Below are 19,108 nucleotides of genomic sequence, written 5' to 3'. Positions count from 1 at the left end.
ATGATGCAAATGTAGATAAAAAACCAATAAAAAAAATGAATACCCCTATGTTTTTAGGGGGTAATCTAAAATTTTTTGATTTTTTAGTGCGGTTTGTGGTTTTTGGAGCATATCCAGTTTCTATAACATACTTTGTAATATAATAGACAAATACTGTAAGCAGCACACCGGAGGCGCCTAGTATTTTTGAAATAAAACATGAAACTCAAAACATCGGAGCCTTTTTGGTTGGTAAAGAACGGTATTCTGGAGAGTTATCCTTCGCTTGATAGAGAACTGGAAGTAGATGTGCTCATCGTAGGGGCCGGCATCACCGGTAGCCTGATTGCCCACCAAGCCATTAAGGACGGATACCGCACGGCGGTACTGGACCGCCGCGAGGTGTGTAACGGAAGTACATCCGCCACCACCTCCATGCTGCAGTACGAAATTGACGTGGCTTTGCACGAGCTAAAGGAGATGATCGGGGAAACCGGCGCGGAAAAGAGTTATTGGGCCTGCTACGATTCGATAGACACTCTGGGCGATATCTGCAGGGAGGTGGGCTCTGAGTGCGGCTTCAAGAAAAAGAAATCGTTGTACTTCGCATCGTACAAAAAGGACGTGCCGTGGCTAAAGAAGGAGTTCAAGGCCCGTCGCAAAGCGGGTTTTCCTGTGGAGTGGCTAGAACCGGAAGAGATAGAGGAGCGCTACGGGATCGCCAGTACCCACGGGGGGATTCTCTCCGACCAGGGCGGCAGTATCGATGCCTTCCAGCTTGCCCATGACATCCTTAAATACAACCACAATAAAGGCCTTGATATTTACGACAAGACCGAAATAGAAGAGGTTACCTATAAGAAAACAGGCGTGCGTGTAGTGACCCAGTACGGAAACACGATCAAGGCAAAGAAGATCATCTACTGCACCGGGTTTGAAAGTACGGAGCTTATAAAGGACAATTTCGTGCAGCTTCTTTCCACCTATGCGGTAGTGGGGGAACGCCAGAGCGAACAATCCGCCCTGGAAGCGCTACTTGTCTGGAATACAGCCGATCCCTATCTTTATATGCGTACCACCGACGATAATAGAATTCTTATCGGCGGGGAGGACGAGGATTTTACAGACGCCAAGAAACGCGATGAGCTGCTATCCAAGAAGAGTGAAAAACTGGCAAAGACCCTTTCCAAACATCTTCCCAAAACGCCCCTGCGTATTGATTTTTCCTGGGCGGGAACGTTTGGGGAGACTAAGGACGGTCTTCCTTATATAGGAGAGCACCCCAATTTTCCCGGCGCCTACTTTGTTTTGGGATTCGGAGGCAACGGTATTACCTTCTCGGTGATAGGAATGGATTTAGTAAGTACGCATCTGAAGGGTAAGGAGCATCCATTGGCTAAGTACTTTCGATTTCGTCGCTAATGCGGCCACCTTTCTATGGTGGTTGTAAGGAAGAAATGTAGTAACTTTGTGCGTCATCTATTATAAACTAAAAAACAAGATATATAATTTATGGCAACAAACTTACGGGCCCGCGAAACAACCGAAGCGATTGAAAGGTTATATGTGACTATGCGTCACTTGTTCTACCGCGGATTCTTCAAGCCAGGCGGCGTATCGGGTGATACCATCCGAAATCTACTAATGATTATTTCTCCTGAGATTTATGGTTCCATGAGCATTTCCAATAAAGTGGAGCTCGATGGTCTTCTCTATGTCCTGGACCGTCTGCCGGAAGGAATCGAAGAAACGGCCTTTGTACATCTCACCTCCGATGAAGGTTTTGAGAAAGGAAGTTTTGAGGTAATTGTACCCAAGAAAAGAAGACGGAACTGCTACCGCATTGACCAGCACCAGATGAATATAGAGGTGCTCTTGGGGCGCTCTGAAATCTACGATATACTCACCCACCTGACCTTTCTCTATATAGAGGCGGACAAGATCCGCGAGCTGGGCTTTAGAAAGGACGAAGACTACAAACCGAGCCGCGCCTGGAAAATCATTGAGCAGGTGGCCACCGGCGAGGCCAAAATGAGCCGGAAAGAGAAGGAAGTAGCACTCATACACCTCTCCTCACTATTGGGCAGAACCTTCGATGAAGTGCTTGCAGCCTACAATAACTTTGGTGACGATGAGAATCCGGACCGCTTGTTTAAAATCATATACTACTTGGGAAAGGCCAGCCTGGACGATCTGAAAGGCATCAGAGAGCGGGAGGTATTTTTCAGTGCTATTTTAAGAGAGCGCGTCGGGCACCACCTTTTCGGAGAACGGTGGGCCAACAGCATCAAGCAGGTTCTGGCCGAAAACAAGCTGCATATGCGGCCACTGCATATAATTTCGGCCAATATGCACTCGGTAAAAAATATGCTCTATGCCAACAACTCGCTTGGTAAACCCTTTCAGGGCCAGGTAGACTATTCCCTGTACGAACAGATTTCCAATACCCGCTCTCTGCAGGAGAAAATCCTGGACTATTCCCAAAAGCAGGGACTTATCTATATCGACGACCAGAGCGGCAGTAACATTGATGTACAGATCATCGATCTACAGAAAACGGACCTCTCTAAGACGCCTTTTGCCCACTGCAATTTTCAGGGCGAGGATGTGGTGTTGGTTTTTGATTATGCCTTCGGGGAGCAGGCCTACGAAGTAATGGACGAACTGCTTAGACCCTACGAACATAATGGAGAGGTTTACACTATGAAAGTAAAGTCCATATCCATCATGGGTAAGGCCGGGATTCTTACCGGTTCCAAAGGGGACATCATGATACCTACTTCCCATATCTTCGAGGGGACAGCGGATAATTACGTATTTGAAAACGCGCTCAAACTCGAAGATTTCAAAGACGAAGAAATCAAAGCGTTTGAAGGCTCGATGATCACGGTTCTGGGAACGTCCCTGCAGAATAAAGACATCCTTTCCTATTTTATGAATACTACGTGGAAGGCGGTGGGACTGGAAATGGAAGGTGCACATTACCACAAGGCGATTCAGGTGGCCTCCAAAATACGGCACCATATTTCTCCCGATCTCTTTGTGTGCTATGCCTATTATGCCTCAGATAATCCCCTGGAGACAGGAAGCACGCTTTCTTCCGGCGGGCTTGGCCTGACGGGCGTAAAACCCACCTACCTTATTACCCTTAAGATTCTAGAGAAAATTCTGGGCTCCTCCGTGGGGTCCCCCGAGAACTAAATGCTACAGGGCTGCCTTTGCGCAGCCCTTTTTACTTGTTGGCACCTGGGGTGCATAGACTAGCGTTCAGGGCGCGGATGGCATCGTTGTAGCTCGCACGTAAAAGCACAAACTGGAGATTCACCTGCATCAAGGACTGTCCGTAGCACTCGATGTTGATTCCGTTTTCGTACAGGGCTTTGGTGGCCCGGTACAGAAAACCCGGACCGGAGAGGTTGGTGCCCATAGCGCAGACCATGGCGGCCTCGATGAAGTTTACCTGATAGAAATTTTCTTTAAGTACTTCGATCATTTCCCGTGCCACCGGAGTGTCCCAAACGACCATTGTGATAGAGTTGGCGTTGGTGGATTTGAGCACGTAGCTGATGCCGTAGCGCATAAAATACTCCATTATGCGCGCATCGTAGCCCACTTCGCTTACCATTAACGGATCGTGGATTTCTACGGCCAGCATTTGGTTGGATCCCGAAACAATTTCCACTTTGGGAGTCGGCGACTGGTAGTCCTTGGAGATTAGGGTGCCGTCGTGGAGGGGCTCAAAGGTGTTTTTGATACGGATGTTGATTCCGGCTAGTTCCAGGGGCTTAGCCGCTTTGGGGTGAATGGCTTCCATACCGATGTCGGCCAGCTGGTCGGCTACAATGAAATTGGTTAGACCTACCGGGACGCAGTTTTCCACCCCAACAATTCCCGGGTCTGCGCTGGAGAGGTGGTATTCTTTATGTATAATTGCCTCATCGGCCTGCACTTCTACGGCGATCTTACTGAAAGTGACCTCGGAGTAGCCGCGGTCAAAAGCGCGCATGATGCCCTCGGTACCTTTCGTGTAGCCGGTGGCAATGCAGATCCCTTGGGTAAAATCAATTCCTTGCAATCCGTAGTGAATACGCTCGTCAATGGTATAGGCATGATTGTCTTCAAATCCACACAAATCCACCATGCGCGCCGGTATGTTGTGGTTCGTAAGGATGCTCGTGGAATTAAACGCCGAATGCGCCTCACCAATAGAGGCCAGGATTTCACGCGCGGCCAGGTGGATGTCTTTTTCCAGTACGTAACCCGAGGCCAGTACCTGACTAAGGCTCTTGAGCATGGTCTCTGCCTGTTTAATTCGCTCTGTGATAAACGCATTGGCCGCTGCAAGATCAAGACCCAGAGGCACCAGGGTAGTGTTTATTTCCAGAAGGCGCTGCAAGAGGGCGAAAAGCGGCGCGGAAAAATCCTCGCCACGGAGAAAATAGTTATACACGCCCGGTTCCCCCGTTTTCTTATGTTCCAGTAGCCAGTTGGTCACCCCACTGTAGGCCGATACTACAAAAATGCGGTTGTTTTTCGGTATTTGGGGACTATTGATCTGGATGATATTTTCCAGCACCTGGTCAAACTGACTCATGGAGGTGCCGCCTATTTTCTCTACTGTTAACATATGGGATGGGATTGCGCGTGCAAAATTACAAACTATTTTGGATAGTAGGCATCAAACGCCCCCGGAGCTACAGGAAACCCAAGTGTAGGGAAAAGAATTTTTCAAAAATTGTGTATCTTCCCACTCAAAATTAAATCCTGATGAATCGAATTCTTTCTGTATTTCTCATTTTACTTACCGCCGCCCTATATGGCCAACAAGGTCCTTACTACCAGCAGCAGGCAAAGTATAAGATGGAGATTGATGTAGACGCTGCCAATTTCACCTACAAGGGCAAGCAGTCTCTTTCCTATACCAATAATTCTCCGGACGAACTCAAAGTAGTTTATTTTCATTTGTACTGGAATGCCTTTAGGGCGGGATCGATGATGGACCAAAGAGTACAGAACCAGATTCCCAATGGGGACAGCAGACTGCAGCAAAACGGAGTTTCACGCCTGGCCGGTATTCCTGAGGAGCAGGCAGGGGCGCAAAATATACACTGGATCAAACAAGGGGGTAAATCACTCAAGTTTGAAGTGCAGGAAACGATTATGAAGGTGGTTTTGGCCGATCCTATAAAGCCCGGTGCCACTACGCAATTCACTATGGAATGGGATGCTGTAATCCCTATGCAGATTCGCCGCTCGGGACGCAATAACAGGGAAGGAATTGATATGACCATGACCCAGTGGTTTCCAAAAATTGCTGAATACGATTACGACGGCTGGGCCACGTTTGACTATATTGGAAGAGAGTTCCATGCCCCGTTTTCCGATTTCGATGTGCAGATCAAAATAGACAAAGATTATGTCATTGGCGCCGGAGGCACGCTACTGAACCCCGGAGAAGTTAAGGGATATGTACCTGGTGCGAATGTTAAGTCCTCAGCAGATGGAAAAGCCACTTGGAAGTGGAGCGCTAAAAACCTTCTGGATTTTGCATGGGCCGCAGACCGTGATTACACGGTAGAGCAGTTCACGGTTCTGGGAGGACCGGAGGTTACCTATGTATACCAGAAATCAGAAAAGACTGCATTTTGGGAGCAGAGCAAACCCCACATTACGAAGTTTTTCCAAATTATGAATGCTACTTTCGGTCCGTACCAGTATCCTACCTACTCCTTTGTACAGGGGGGAGACGGTGGAATGGAATACGGGATGACCACGATGATACTGGGGGAACACAGAAGCCTGGAGAGTCTGGTAGGTCTTATGGTGCATGAAGGAGCGCATATGTGGTTTCAGCATATGCTGGCTACCAATGAAAGTATGAGCCCGTGGATGGATGAGGGATTCACCAGTTATGCAGAAACCCTGGTGATGAGCCAGTTATTCCCACCCAAAGAACCGCAACCCAACCCTTTTGTAGGTTCTCTTCGCGGGTATGCGAACTTTACCAAAACAGGAAAGGAAGAACCGGCAGTGTATTTAGCGGACCACCACGACGACGGACGGGCGTACAGCATTGCAAGTTATGTGAAAGGGGAAACGTTCCTTGTCCAACTGGGCTATATCGTGGGAGAGCCCACTCTTAAACTGATAATGAAAGAATATTTCAACCAGTGGAAAATGAAGCACTCTACCGGCAGGGATTTTATGCACATTGCGCAAAAACTCTCGGGGATGGATCTGAAATGGTTTTACCACTACTGGATAAATACGACCAAAACCATTGACTATGCTGTAAAGAATGTGCAGTACGATGTCTCTTCCACCACCATTACACTGCAGAATAAAGGGCAGGTCCCTATGCCGATTGATTTTAGCATCCTTACCCGGGACAATACCGTGATCAATTACCATATTCCTATGAATATGACTAGGGAGTGGAAGAAGAATGATATTTACGGCTCGTTCGCTACCCTACCGTACTGGCCGTGGACGCAAAATGAATATACATTTACGGTGCCTTTTACAAAAGAGCAGATAGCAGCCCTGGGAATTGACTTCTCGCAGAGACTGGCCGATATTAACCTTGAGGACAATACGGTAGAAGTAAAGTAGTTGTTTGAGCAAAAAACCACTTGTATGCACACCCTGGTAGTAAATATCGGTAATTCCAATATCCGCTTTGGCCTTTTCAAGGAGGACCTATGCGAGACCTCCTGGATCATCAATACCAAACCATACCGTACCCGCGACGAGCTTTTCGTACAGTTTCTTATGCTTTACCAAAGCTATAAGATAGAGATTGAAAAAGTGGAGCGGATTATTGTGGGATCTGTGGTGCCGCAGCTCACCCACGATATCGTGCGCGCACTGGAAAAAATCCATCAGTCCCAAGGAATTTCGGCGGTTCTGGTCGATCGCAATACCCCCTCGGCAGTGGCCCCTAAATCGCGCCAGATGGGTACGGACATCTACGCGAATCTGGTGGCTGCCCACCATTTATATCCTGGGAAAACAAAGATTGTCATGGATTTTGGAACGGCTCTGACGGTGAGCTGTATTAATCAGGATGCGGATACTTTAGGAGTAATTATCGCTCCGGGCATCATCACATCGCTTAAATCACTGGTCGATGAGACAGCGCAGCTCCCCGAAATTGAGCTAGTACTACCCGAGTCTATCCTAGGACTCGATACAGTAAGCTGTATGCAGAGTGGTATGGTGTACGGGTTCCTTGGAATGGTCGAGGGGTTTGTGGACCGAATCAATGCACATGTGGGCCAGGAGTGTCATGTAATTGCCACCGGTGGGGTATCGCACGTCTATAAGCCGCTGACGGAAAAAATTCACGTGGCCGACCGGCTTCATACCCTTAAAGGTCTTTATTACCTGGGCAGCAGATAGTTAGCGTTTAGAACGAAAAAAATCCAGAAGCAGTTCGCTGCACTCCTCCTGGAGAACGCCCCCCTGTACGGTTGTTTTTGGATGTAAGGACAGTCCAAAATTCTGGTAGCCACGACTAGGGTCCTGGGCGCCGTAAACCACTCTTGTAATCTGAGACCACGAAAGAGCCCCCGCGCACATCGTACAGGGTTCAAGGGTTATATACATCGTACAGTTCCGTAAGTATTTTCCACCCAGATAGTTTGCAGCAGCAGTAATGGCCTGCATTTCTGCATGGGCAGTCACATCGTTAAGGGTTTGGGTAAGATTGTGGCTTTTGGCAACAATGCGCCCGTCGGATACCACTACGCAGCCCACGGGAACTTCGTCTTGCTCCTTTGCTTTTTGGGCTTCCTGCAAAGCCTGGCGCATATAGTACGCGTCGTCAAACATGGTGTCTCTCGCCTTTCTTTAGAATTCGACCTGACTGGTTTCCCTGCCCCGCGTGAAATTCATGGTTTTTTGCTGTCCTCTGTAGGCCACATTCACCACATTGAATTGGCGTGGATACGTCTCTAGAAGGATAGCATTTCGGATTCGAAGAGTATTTATATCTCCTACGCCCGGTGCTTCAAAATAGACCCAAACGGACTCTCCGTTAACCTGGGAGCCTGTAAACGTCAGGTTCTTTGCCCCTCCATTGACAAATACATCAAAGTTTTTATTGACGTATCTCTTTACCTCGGCCTCAAAACCTGCCGTTTCGGGGCGTATTTTTATTGCATTGGAAATATGCTCGGTATTGAGTTTGGTGGTGAATTTCAGTGTTTTATTTCCTTCCACGTAATCCACTTTAGTCATGGAGGAGAAGAAATCCGCCAGGGTAAAGCTGGAAAGCAGAAGAAGGGAAAATAAAGAAAGTATATAAATTTTTAATTTCATTTTGTGTGTAAAAACTATTATGCCATAATTTACAGCGAAAGGGTCAAATAATATGCCAATTCTAGAAATTTACATTTATAGAGTATTTATCATAGAACGCCTTGATGTGTGCAACGGCCTCATCAGCGGTATCCACCACGCGGTAGAGTTTAAGATCTTCTTCCGATATCATGCCTTCTTCCAGCAAAGTATTTTTAAACCAGTCCAGGAGTCCGTTCCAGAATTTGGAGCCGACCAGAACAATGGGGAAACGCGCAATCTTAAGCGTCTGAATAAGGGTGATGGCTTCGGAAAGCTCATCTAAGGTGCCAAACCCACCCGGCATTACTACAAATCCTTGGGAATATTTCACAAACATAACTTTACGGACAAAGAAATAGTTGTAGTCCATTGAGTAGTGTTTGTCTATATAGGGATTGAAATGTTGCTCAAAGGGAAGGTCAATATTTAGGCCAATGGATTTTCCACCCGCTTGTCTGGCACCCCTGTTACCGGCTTCCATTATACCCGGGCCGCCACCAGTGATAATCCCAAATCCCAGTCGGGTAATTTTCTCAGCGATTTCCACCGCCATTTCATACGACGGATCCCCTTCCTTTACTCGTGCAGAACCGAAGATGGAAACGCAAGGACCAATCTTTGCCATTTTTTCGTAGCCATCTACAAACTCTGCCATCACTTTAAAGACCATCCAACTGTCTTTAGTGATTGTCTCATCCCAGGTTTTTTCCTGAAAATGGTATTGGACACGCTGGTCTATTTCTGTTTCAGGTCCTGATATTACTTTGGTAAGACCCTTACCTCTTTTAATTTTACTCATTTATTTAAAATGTTTTTCGGCCTCTGCAATGGAACTTATTTTGCCCACATCCACCAAAACGGAATGGTGCACAAAGGCACCTATCGGAAACTTGTCCATTAAGTCCAAATACGAATTCATTATAGAGAAAGCGCCCTTGGGATGTGGCAGTGTAAGAAGTGTAGGTTGTATACAGTGTATACCACTAAATGCATAACTAGTTACTGGTGCTCTACTGGCAGAGCGAATTTCTTCGGCAGTGGCAGTGTTTTTCCATCCACACAAATGGTTGTTTTTGTCAAAGAGAAGTGAGCGGCTGCTCGTACGTGAAGAGACAGCTAAAGTGGCAAGGTCTCCACTTGCCTGGTGCTGTGCTATCAGCGGACGAAGGTCCAGGTCTGTAAGGATATCTGCATTCATAACTAAAAAGCTTTCGCTTCCTTGTAGGAAATGTTTTGCAAGCATCATCCCGCCACCGGTTTCTAGGAGCTCTTTTTCGGCGGAGAGATGAATGGTACAGCCGAAGTCTTTGTTCGCGTCTAAAAATGCCTCAATTTGCTCTCCGAAATGGTGTATGTTAATTATGATTTCTTCAATTCCAAAAGACTTAAGATAAAGGATGTTCCGCTCCAGTAATGCGACTCCATTGACCTTCGCCAAGGCTTTGGGATGGTGCAACGTAAAGGGTTGCAGCCGAGTGCCTTTTCCGGCCGCAAATATCATGGCTTTCATTCTTTAAAGTAAGTTATCTGGATTTTTGTAGAGGCAATATACTTAAATTAATTGAGGTTGTTCATTGTGGCGTACTGTTACCGCTACCATGGGGTATTTTTGTTCAATAAATTTCGCAGTATAGTCCGCGCAATAAACGGAGCGGTGCTGCCCGCCGGTACAACCGAAATTGACTTTCAGGCTCTTAAAATCACGTGCGATATAATTATCAATGGTAATTGAAAGTAAGGCTGTAATATGTTGCAGGAATTGGGGCATCAGAGTGTTCTCCTCTAAATAGTGGGCAACTTCAATATCCCTGCCCGTCTGCTCTTTATAGCGCTCAATCCTTCCAGGGTTTAAAATACCGCGGCAGTCGAATACGAACCCTCCTCCGTTCTCTGTCTGGTCGGTAGGAATTCCGCCTTTCTTGTAAGAAAAACTCTGAATCTCAATGTGTAGTTTATCGTGCATATTTTTTTTGGTAAATAGCTTCAAGTTGGTTTATAATTCCCAGCAGAGTGGGGTACTTATTCATGCCAGTCCATTGGTTGGCAGTAAGTATTACGTTTCGAATTCCCTGCGGAATACTTTCTAGAAAGTGAGGCTTTCTCTCAATCAGGCCCCGTAAGCCGTAGGCTCCTAGAACCTGCAACTGGCGAAGTAGTACCAGTGGTTCCAATGATCTACGTAGCTGTTCTTGTTCAACTCCTTTAGGATAAAGTGCTATGAAATACTCCAACATTTCTTGCCGAAACTCCGAAGAAAAATTGGCTTTGGCCTGATAAAGGAGCGAAACTACGTCGTAGAGCGCTGGTCCTTCCATAGCGGCTTGAAAATCAATGAAGGAGGGCTTGTTCGTTGGGCCTACCATAATGTTCCTGGCCTGAAAATCACGAAGCATCAGAACTTTAGGTCCTTGCTGCGACACCTGCGAACTTAGTGCCTCCAATTCTTTAAGAAGCAACCCTTTTGGGTAGTGCACTGCAAGGATATCTGCGAAAAAGAATTTGAAATAATAAAGATCGTGGGTGATGGTGAGGCGATCGTAGGAGGTGTATTCAAAGGTTTTGGAGTAGTCTACCTGACCCAGCGTTCGCTGCTGGAGCATTACCAAATTTTCAAGGGAGACGCGTACTAAATTGCGAACGCGAGGACTTGATTTTTCTTTAGCTATCACATCGGAAAGCGTTTCATCTCCTACATAAGATTGTAGGTAGAGTTTCTCTGAGGTATCTATGTGAAAGACCTTTGGAGCGGGAAGCTCCAGAGTCTCAAACAGGCTGCAGAAATAAAAGAAGCTATGGTTCTCTTTAATGTTCTCATTGTAGGTCGCTACAAATTTTTCCTCTCCTGAACGTATGATGAAGTTCTCTCTCGCCGATCCACTTGGGGAGAGAGGCACAACCGCATCGGGGTATTTATTAAAATAGCCATAAAAGAAACTGGTGATGCGTGTTTGTGGTGTAGCCATAGCGAATGCAAATATAAACATTACTAGGGATTCTTCGATGGGTGACCTCCAGCAGGTTCGTTGTAGTGTTATGAGGCAGTCTCTAGTGTATGCTTGTCCTTTTGGGTGATTGTGCCCAGCGTCCAATCCACCTGCTTTTCAAAAGGATGGGTACGGAGTGGGCATTCAGTTAACGAGCATATCTTGCAGGAAAATTCTTTGCAATCGTCCATGTGAAGGTTGAATTCAATCGCCCGAGTAGTATGTCCTTCCAAAAGCTGCATCACCTCCTCCATTTCTTGGTGTGCGTGGCGTAGGGTATAATAATAGGGGAGCGTTATATGGCCGTCCACGTGGATGTCACTGCCGTGCTGCTGCACACGGACATTATGAATGTCCACCCACTGGGAGCGCCTGGACTGGGAAAGTATTTGCGCTATTTCTTCCAGCATGCCCACGTCGGTTTCATCCATTATCCCACTTAAAGATTTGCGCACAATCTTGTATCCAGTAAACATGATAAAGAGTGCAAACCCCATTGCAGTTAACGCATCCACCCAGTAGTAACCTGTAAGATTGACCAAAATTAAGCTCAAAACGACGCCCACGGTCGATAGGGTGTCGGTCTGCAAGTGTCTGCCCGAACTCTCCAGTACCATGGAATGACTCTGTTTTCCTTTCTGTATGGAAAGGTATCCCAATACATAGTTGAGAAGTGCCGTGGTTGCTATGATTGCAATCCCCCAATCCAATTTTTTCAGTGTGTTTCCATGAAGTAGCGAATCGGAGGCTTGGAGGATGATAAGTATGCCAGCAAATATAATTAGGGCGCCTTCTATTCCCGAGGTAATAAACTCTACTTTCCCGTGCCCATAAGGATGGTCGTGGTCTTTTGGCTTGGATGCAAGATACAGCGAGTAAAGTCCCATAAAAGCAGCAAGAATATTAACAATGCTTTCCATGGCGTCGGAGTAGATAGCATCGGAGTCGGTAGTATGCCAAGCAAATAGTTTTGCCAGAAAAAGCAACACTCCGGCTAAGGCCACATTTCGCTGGAAATTGAAATTACTAGGGGTCGCTGTATTGGAAGTTTGCATGATGTACACTAAACAGTTTTATATTTCTAACAAAAAACCCGCCTTGAGGCGGGTCTGTTAAATTAGGTTCTTGGAAAGAAGATACTCGGCAATTTGCACCGCGTTGGTAGCGGCACCTTTTCGCAGGTTATCAGCAACAATCCAAAGATTTAAAGTATTGGGCTGAGAAGGATCCCTGCGTATTCTTCCCACAAATACCTCGTCTTTACCTTCACTGTATAAAGGCATTGGGTAAATCTTGTTTTTCACGTCGTCCATCACTTCCACCCCCGGTGTGTTACGCAACAAATCCACTACATCTTTCAGATCAAATTCGTTCTCAAATTCAATGTTGACGCTCTCGGAGTGTCCTCCCTGTACGGGAACACGTACCGCTGTGGCTGTGAGAGAAAAGGTATTGTCTCCCATAATTTTTTTGGGCTCGCGCATAAGCTTGAGCTCTTCTTTGGTATAATCCATCTCATCAAAAACATCGCATTGGGGAAGTGCATTCTTGAATATTTCGTAGGGGTATACCTTCTGTGCGGAAGCATCGCCAGCAATTTCCGAGTTTAGTTGATCCACAGCTGCCTTACCGGTGCCTGTTACAGACTGGTATGTGGATACTACAACACGTTTGATGTTGTACACCTGGTTTAGTGGGTGCAGTACCATTACAAGCTGTATAGTGGAGCAGTTGGGGTTTGCGATAATCTTATCCTCGGACTGTAGGACCTGCGCATTGATTTCCGGTACTACTAGTTTTTTGGAAGGATCCATACGCCATGCAGAGGAATTATCCACTACAAAGGTTCCGTGTTCTGCAAACTGTGGAGCCCACTGCAGGGAGGTCTCTCCTCCGGCGGAAAATAGTGCAAGTTGGGGCCTTTTCTCAATGGCATCCTTCATAGATACGATAGGGTACGCGGCACCTTCGTAGGTAACCGCTTTTCCCACCGATTTCTCGGATGCAACCGGTATAAGTTCGCTAATTGGAAATTTCCTTTCACTAAGAACCTTCAACATTATCTGGCCCACCATCCCGGTAGCGCCAACAACTGCTACTTTCATCTCAACTAAGTTTTATTTATTTAAGCAAACAAACGCGACCATTGGAACGCCCACATCATAAGTGCTACGGCTATTAGTCCCATGGCTACCATACCCATGGATAGCTTCTCGTTCGTTTTTAATTTTTTATTTAAAATGGTAAGCAGCACTGCTGCTACTATCATTGCAAAGGGATGCTCTACATAGGTGTTACGGCTTACCGAATCACTCATAAGTGTTCCTTGCTCCCGGGCTGCTTTGAAACCAGGCGAGAAGAAGAACAGCATTACCAGTCCTACAAGAGCCTGAAGGTGAAAGAAAATCATGGTAAAAAGGGTAGATTTTCTAAGGAGTTTGGAAATGTTTCCACTGTAGCCGAACATGGCCATGAGAAGGGAAACAACAAATACGGCTGTTAATACAAGTAACAAATAAGCAAAACCTCGGTGGGCTTGAAGCATGATGTAAAATGTGTCCATGTGTAGTTTTTATGTGTGGTGCAAATATAAAAAAAATCCCGACTAAAAGCCGGGATTTCCATTGTGTGCACTTCGATTAGAAAGTGTATGCCACAGAGGCATTCCAGGTTCTTCCGAAACCAAAGAATACTTCGTTGTTTTTGTTTACTCCGTTCCAGTTGTTGGCCGGGTTAGAATCTGCTGCAATATTCGTTCTGGATTCAGCGATATACGTAGTATCAAACAAGTTGTTTACGTTTACTCTGAACTTAAGACCCTGATTGTTAGCAAAGTCATACTTTAGTGTAGCTCCAAGATCCACTAGACCGTAAGAAGGTAGTTTTACTGCTGTCGCACCGTCGTTAGTAGTTCTGTTCTGAGGCTCGAATGCAGAATAAAGGTTGTCCGCATATCTGTACTGAGCGTCGAAGTTGAAGTACTTGTTGATTCTGAAGTCTGCTCCTAGTGCTGCAGTTAATTGTGCCGCATCCCCAACTTTCAATCCGTCAAGATAAAGCGTTTGCGTAGCGACTACTTCATTGGTTTGGTCATCGATGAAAGATGCTGTTGGGCTTCCTTCGTAGAACCAGTCTCCTACAGATAGCATACCGTTAACTGTAACGAAGGTGGCTGGTCTAACGTTGAAGTCTAGTTCCACACCGCGGTGTACTTCTTTAATTCCAAGTACGTTAGCTACAAAAGTCTGACCGTCCACACGGGAAGTGATTCTTCTGTAGATATCATCCCAAACGGTGTTGTATAGGTTCACGTTTGCATTGAAGATAGCAGAACGGAATCCATATCCTAATTCATAAGAAGTAATTTTCTCGTTGGTAAGACCTGGATTTACGTCGTTTCTGTTATTTAAGAATACCGCACCAAAGAAAGGTTGTCTTTCGTAGTACCCTGCGTTTGCAAATACGTTATGGTTCTCGTTAATGTTGTAGTTTGCACCCCCTTTCACGTTGAATCCTACTAGGTCTACTTTTTCACTTTCCTGTTCTGCAGGAGCGTAAAGCATGTAGTCAATTCTTTGGAATGCCTGGTTGGAAACGGATCCCTGAACGAAAGCAGATAACGCGTCTTTGCTGTATTCCAACTGTCCGAATGCACCTAGCCAATTTACGATTCCGTCATTGCTATACGCCATCTGATCTTTGATATCGTTGGTCTTACCACCGAATGGATTCCAGCTTGGGTTAGCATCGAAGGTGTTTTTAATAATGTTTGGACGGTTGTTTATATTGGAGGTGTCTGTATAAGACTGGTTTCCAAGTAGGTCAGACACTACTCTGTAGTGCATACCTGTATAAGTTCTACCGTCAAGACCCACTGAAGCGCTCAAATAGTCATTGAACTTGTGGTTAAGGCTTGTAATTAAACCTAACCAGTTGTGTGAGTTGATTGAAGCTCTTCTGATAATACCGTTGCTTGAAGAAGCGATGCCTGGAGTGGCGTTCACTGCTCCGAAATCCGCTACAATACCACCTTGGTTCCATTTTACGATGTCGTCGTAACGAACTAAACCGTCTGCAGTTCTTGGTAGTCTGTTGTAGAAAGTTCCGTTGATACGGCCTGCGTCACCAGAACCACCACCTCTACCAAAAGAAGCATAGGCTACGGTGCTTAACTTGGTCATGTCGGTGAACTTCCAATCCCAATTTAGGGACATTACCGGTTTGTGGTAGTAGTTTCTCGCCATGGAGTACTCTTCACCATTTAAATACCCCCAGTTCTGGTTGTATTTTCTGTTCGGTTCTTCTTCAGTTCCGCCGTATTTGATGTGATCAGAAATGCGTGACTGGAATGCACGCTGGTGGTGCCACTGTGGAGCTCCTGTAATGGTAAACTGGAAATCGTGCTTCTGATTAGGGTTGTATCCTAGAGCAAAATAGTAGTTGTACCCTTCAAATTCTGTTCCATCGGCATACATAGAACCTGCTGTTCTACTCATTAGGAAGGAAGACGACCATCCAGATTCGTATTTACCTGTGTTGTAAGAAAATAGTGTTTTGTGGTATCCGTCGTTACCAACACTTACCATCACATTTCCTTGTTTTTTCTTGTCAGCTGATCTAGTTAGTACGTTGATGGTACCTCCCACAGAAGCAATAGCGAGCTTGGACGAACCAAGACCTCTTTGTACCTGCATGGCAGATGTTACATCAGAAAGACCAGCCCAGTTGGACCAGTATACTGCTCCATTCTCCATGTCGTTCACTGGTACACCGTTGATCATCACCGCAGTGTTTCTTTGATCAAACCCTCTTACGTTGATTCTTGAGTCTCCAAAACCTCCACCGGATTTAGTTGCATAAACGGATGGAGTCGTGTTAAGAATTTCTGGGAATTCTTGGTTACCAAGTCTCTCAACGATAACAGCTTCTCTAATAGTAGAAACTGCTACTGGTGTCTTACGGTCTCTAGCGATATCCGCAACACCTGTTAGTACGACTTGCTCAATGTCTCTTTCTTTGCTCACTGTGTCTGTTGTCTGAGCAAAATAAAAACTCGCAGTAGAAAAAGTAACTACTGTAGCAAGCATTGATTTCTTGAATGGATTAAAATTCATAATGGTTTTTAATTAGAAATTAATTTTTCACGTTGCAAAAATACTATTAAATATTATATCATACATTAACAATGTGTTAATATTTAATGTTTTGTTAATATTAGCTGTTAAATAATTGGTATGCAATTCATTATAACTAATATTGGCTAAGTGTGTTTAATTTTTCAATTACCAAAAAAAAGCGAAAAGGGGCTTTATTTTATCTATCTCACAATTTCGCTTTTATTGCTTTTAAGCTGATATCAATGTTTTGCGCAGAATGTGTAAGTGCTCCGGCAGAGATATAGTCGACGCCTGTGGCTGCCACGTCCTTGAGCATCGCCCGGGTAATACCTCCGGAGGCTTCTGTCTGGGTCTTTCCACCAATGAGAGTTACTGCCTGGCGCATTTGCTCCAGCGACATGTTGTCGAGCATAATGCGGTCTGCTCCGGCCTCTAGAGCCTCTTTCACCTCGTCCAGGTTTCGGGTTTCGACTTCAATCAGTAGGTTTTTCTTTTGCTCTTCTAAGTAGTTCCTGGCCATAGCTACTGCCTTGGAGATACTGCCATTGAAATCGATGTGGTTGTCCTTAAGCATGATCATGTCATATAGTCCAAAGCGGTGGTTGGTTCCTCCACCTATTGCCACGGCCCATTTTTCACAAAGGCGAAAATTAGGTGTAGTCTTTCTCGTATCCAGAAGTTTCGTCTTGGTACCTACCAAGCGCGCATCCCAATCGTGCGTGAGGGTGGCTATACCCGACATACGTTGCATGCAATTCAAAACAAGGCGCTCGGTTTGCAGAATGGACCGGGCACTGCCATGAACTATAAATGCTATATCCCCTTTCTTTGCGCTGTCTCCATCCTTTTTAAGTAGTTCTACCCTTAAGGTGGAATCAAAAATTTGAAATATAATTTGAGCAAGTTCCACTCCGGCCAGGATACAGTCCTGCTTTATTATGCATTGGGCCGACTGCTGTAGGTTATTGGGAATAGTAGAAAGCGTAGAGTGGTCTCCGTCCTGAAGGTCTTCCTCCAAAGCTGTTTTAATGAAAAAATTAAGATTTTCTTCAGTGATATAGGAAGGTCTTTGCATGTAGTCTTTTGTTTTTAAGGAATTAATGGTTTTTTTGCCAGATCTTTATTGTAGAAGGATCCTTTATTTTGTGTCATTTCCAGGGAGTGTTTTATAATAAGATAGGAAACGTTGACCAAGTTTCTTAGTTCGGAAAGTTGTGGGGATAAAATAGCGAAATTGTACAGTTCGGTAACGGCAAGATATATGTCCCGCTGCTTTTCTTTTGCCAGCTGGAGCCTCGCATTGCTTCTAACGATAGACACAAAATCACTCATAAGTTCCTGAAGTTGCTTTCTAAGGTAACTAATGATTACCATTTCGTCAATGACCTTCATCCCTTCTTGATTCCACTCCGGAATTAGTTCCAGGTCTTTATAGTTGAACGCATCTTCCTTGAGAAGTTCTACCGAACGCATAGCCGCATTGTGTCCGAACACCAAGCCTTCCAAGAGAGAATTGGAGGCAAGGCGGTTGGCCCCATGCAAGCCGGAGTTGGTGCATTCCCCGCACGCGAAAAGATGCTCAATGGAACTTTGTCCGTTCTTATCAATATCAATTCCTCCCATCAGATAATGGCATGCAGGCACGACGGGGATCAATTGCTTGAAGGGATCGATGCCTTCGTCTAGGCATTTTTGGTAGATGTTAGGGAAATGCTCTATGAACTTCTGCCGGTCCATATGCCGGCAATCGAGTCCCACGTAACTGTCACCGGAGGTGATTAGTTCATTGTCAATAGCCCTTGCAACGATATCTCTAGATGCCAATTCTTCACGCGGGTCGTATTTGTGCATGAAAGGTTTTCCATCCTTGGTGCGCAGTTTAGCTCCGTCTCCTCGCACGGCCTCCGAGATAAGAAATAGCATACCTTCATGTTTGGAATAAAGTGCGGTAGGGTGGAACTGGTAGTACTGCATATTAGAGACTTTCCCACGTGCCCTATGCACAAAAGCAATTCCGTCTCCTGTAGCAATCGAAGGATTGGTAGTGTTTTTATAGACATGCCCCGCACCCCCGGTGGCTACCATGGTAATTTTAGAGCGGATGCGCTTGATTTTGCTTGTCTTTTGGTCTAGTACATAGGCGCCGTAGCAGGTGATATGTTCCAAGTCTAACTTGCGGCCGCTTATTTGGTGCTGTGTAATAAGGTCCACTACGTAATGGTAGTCCAAAATCTCAATTGTGGGTAGAGAGTTGGCGGTTTCTAGCAGTGCACGTTCGATCTCAAACCCGGTAATATCTTTGTGGTGCACGATTCGGTTTTCTGTGTGGCCTCCTTCCCGACCCAATTTATAGTTTCCTGTTTGGCTTCGGTCAAAATGAGTTCCCCATTCTACTAGTTCTTTAAACCGTGCGGGACCTTCCCTTATCACCATTTCCACTATTTCCATTTTATTCTCGCCGTCGCCAGCGCGCATGGTGTCGGCGATGTGTTTTTCGAAATTGTCTTGATCGAAATCGGTGACAACTGCCAGTCCACCTTGGGCGTATTTCGTGTTGCTTTCGTCTTCGTCCGCCTTGGTGACGATAGTTATTTTAGTCTGTGGAAGTTCCTGTGCAATTTTTATGGCATAGGATAGTCCGGAAATTCCCGAACCGATCACTAGTACATCTGTCTCTATCATAAT

General features: G+C 45.6%; 17 protein-coding genes. 4 read left to right on the top strand and 13 right to left on the bottom strand.

The window, feature by feature from the left end; genetic code table 11:
• Positions 1-198 precede the first annotated feature (198 nt).
• Together IC612_RS03540 and IC612_RS03535 are read left to right on the top strand one after the other, a co-directional pair.
• Positions 199-1,401 carry an NAD(P)/FAD-dependent oxidoreductase gene (locus tag IC612_RS03540; protein WP_194738796.1) on the top strand — a complete coding sequence of 401 codons (1,203 nt, stop codon included), beginning with the start codon at positions 199-201 and terminating at the stop codon, positions 1,399-1,401.
• 90 nt (positions 1,402-1,491) lie between these two features.
• Positions 1,492-3,180, top strand: a complete 1,689-nt coding sequence (locus IC612_RS03535; RefSeq protein WP_194738795.1) for a DUF6909 family protein — start codon at positions 1,492-1,494, stop codon at positions 3,178-3,180.
• 31 nt (positions 3,181-3,211) lie between these two features.
• Here the strand turns inward: IC612_RS03535 and IC612_RS03530 are convergent, their stop codons facing one another.
• On the bottom strand, positions 3,212-4,606 hold the full coding sequence (locus IC612_RS03530; RefSeq protein WP_194738794.1) for an aspartate kinase: 1,395 nt from the start codon (positions 4,604-4,606) through the stop codon (positions 3,212-3,214).
• A gap of 140 nt (positions 4,607-4,746) precedes the next feature.
• Between IC612_RS03530 and IC612_RS03525 the strand changes: the two genes are divergently transcribed.
• Both IC612_RS03525 and IC612_RS03520 read left to right on the top strand, forming a co-directional pair.
• The gene (locus IC612_RS03525) at positions 4,747-6,591 is read left to right on the top strand and encodes a M1 family metallopeptidase (RefSeq protein WP_194738793.1); all 1,845 of its coding nucleotides are present in this window, start codon (positions 4,747-4,749) and stop codon (positions 6,589-6,591) included.
• A gap of 24 nt (positions 6,592-6,615) precedes the next feature.
• On the top strand, positions 6,616-7,380 hold the full coding sequence (locus IC612_RS03520) for a type III pantothenate kinase (RefSeq protein ID WP_194738792.1): 765 nt from the start codon (positions 6,616-6,618) through the stop codon (positions 7,378-7,380).
• Here the strand turns inward: IC612_RS03520 and IC612_RS03515 are convergent, their stop codons facing one another.
• The 12 genes from IC612_RS03515 to nadB form a co-directional block, all read right to left on the bottom strand.
• Positions 7,381-7,812 (bottom strand): nucleoside deaminase, encoded by a 432-nt coding sequence (locus IC612_RS03515; RefSeq protein WP_194738791.1) that lies wholly within the window; start codon positions 7,810-7,812, stop codon positions 7,381-7,383.
• Positions 7,813-7,830: 18 nt separating this feature from the next.
• A complete protein-coding gene (locus IC612_RS03510; RefSeq protein ID WP_194738790.1) occupies positions 7,831-8,301 on the bottom strand; it encodes a DUF6702 family protein in 471 nt (156 codons plus the stop codon).
• 61 nt (positions 8,302-8,362) lie between these two features.
• Positions 8,363-9,121, bottom strand: coding sequence for an LOG family protein (locus tag IC612_RS03505; RefSeq protein WP_194738789.1), 759 nt, complete (start codon positions 9,119-9,121; stop codon positions 8,363-8,365).
• Entirely contained in the window at positions 9,122-9,832 is a 711-nt protein-coding gene (locus tag IC612_RS03500) for a nucleotidyltransferase family protein (RefSeq protein WP_194738788.1), read from the bottom strand.
• Between the two features lie 42 nt (positions 9,833-9,874).
• A complete protein-coding gene (locus tag IC612_RS03495) occupies positions 9,875-10,285 on the bottom strand; it encodes a RapZ C-terminal domain-containing protein (protein WP_194738787.1) in 411 nt (136 codons plus the stop codon).
• Entirely contained in the window at positions 10,275-11,306 is a 1,032-nt protein-coding gene (locus IC612_RS03490; RefSeq protein WP_194738786.1) for an aminoglycoside phosphotransferase family protein, read from the bottom strand. Before IC612_RS03490 ends, IC612_RS03495 begins: the two co-directional genes overlap by 11 nt.
• Before the next feature lie 47 nt (positions 11,307-11,353).
• Positions 11,354-12,361, bottom strand: a complete 1,008-nt coding sequence (locus tag IC612_RS03485) for a cation diffusion facilitator family transporter (protein ID WP_194738785.1) — start codon at positions 12,359-12,361, stop codon at positions 11,354-11,356.
• Between the two features lie 57 nt (positions 12,362-12,418).
• The gene (locus IC612_RS03480; protein ID WP_194738784.1) at positions 12,419-13,411 is read right to left on the bottom strand and encodes an aspartate-semialdehyde dehydrogenase; all 993 of its coding nucleotides are present in this window, start codon (positions 13,409-13,411) and stop codon (positions 12,419-12,421) included.
• Positions 13,412-13,431: 20 nt separating this feature from the next.
• Entirely contained in the window at positions 13,432-13,869 is a 438-nt protein-coding gene (locus IC612_RS03475; RefSeq protein WP_194738783.1) for a hypothetical protein, read from the bottom strand.
• A gap of 76 nt (positions 13,870-13,945) precedes the next feature.
• The gene (locus IC612_RS03470) at positions 13,946-16,420 is read right to left on the bottom strand and encodes a TonB-dependent receptor (protein ID WP_194738782.1); all 2,475 of its coding nucleotides are present in this window, start codon (positions 16,418-16,420) and stop codon (positions 13,946-13,948) included.
• A 208-nt stretch (positions 16,421-16,628) separates the two neighbouring features.
• Positions 16,629-17,498, bottom strand: a complete 870-nt coding sequence (nadC, locus tag IC612_RS03465; RefSeq protein ID WP_194738781.1) for a carboxylating nicotinate-nucleotide diphosphorylase — start codon at positions 17,496-17,498, stop codon at positions 16,629-16,631.
• A gap of 14 nt (positions 17,499-17,512) precedes the next feature.
• Positions 17,513-19,105, bottom strand: a complete 1,593-nt coding sequence (gene nadB, locus IC612_RS03460) for an L-aspartate oxidase (protein ID WP_194738780.1) — start codon at positions 19,103-19,105, stop codon at positions 17,513-17,515.
• Positions 19,106-19,108: the final 3 nt, after the last annotated feature.

The organism is Planobacterium oryzisoli, assembly GCF_015354315.1.
Lineage (GTDB): Bacteria > Bacteroidota > Bacteroidia > Flavobacteriales > Weeksellaceae > Planobacterium_A > Planobacterium_A oryzisoli.
The sequence above is the reverse complement of the archived record's forward strand: the minus strand, read 5'-3'. Positions and strand labels throughout refer to the sequence as shown.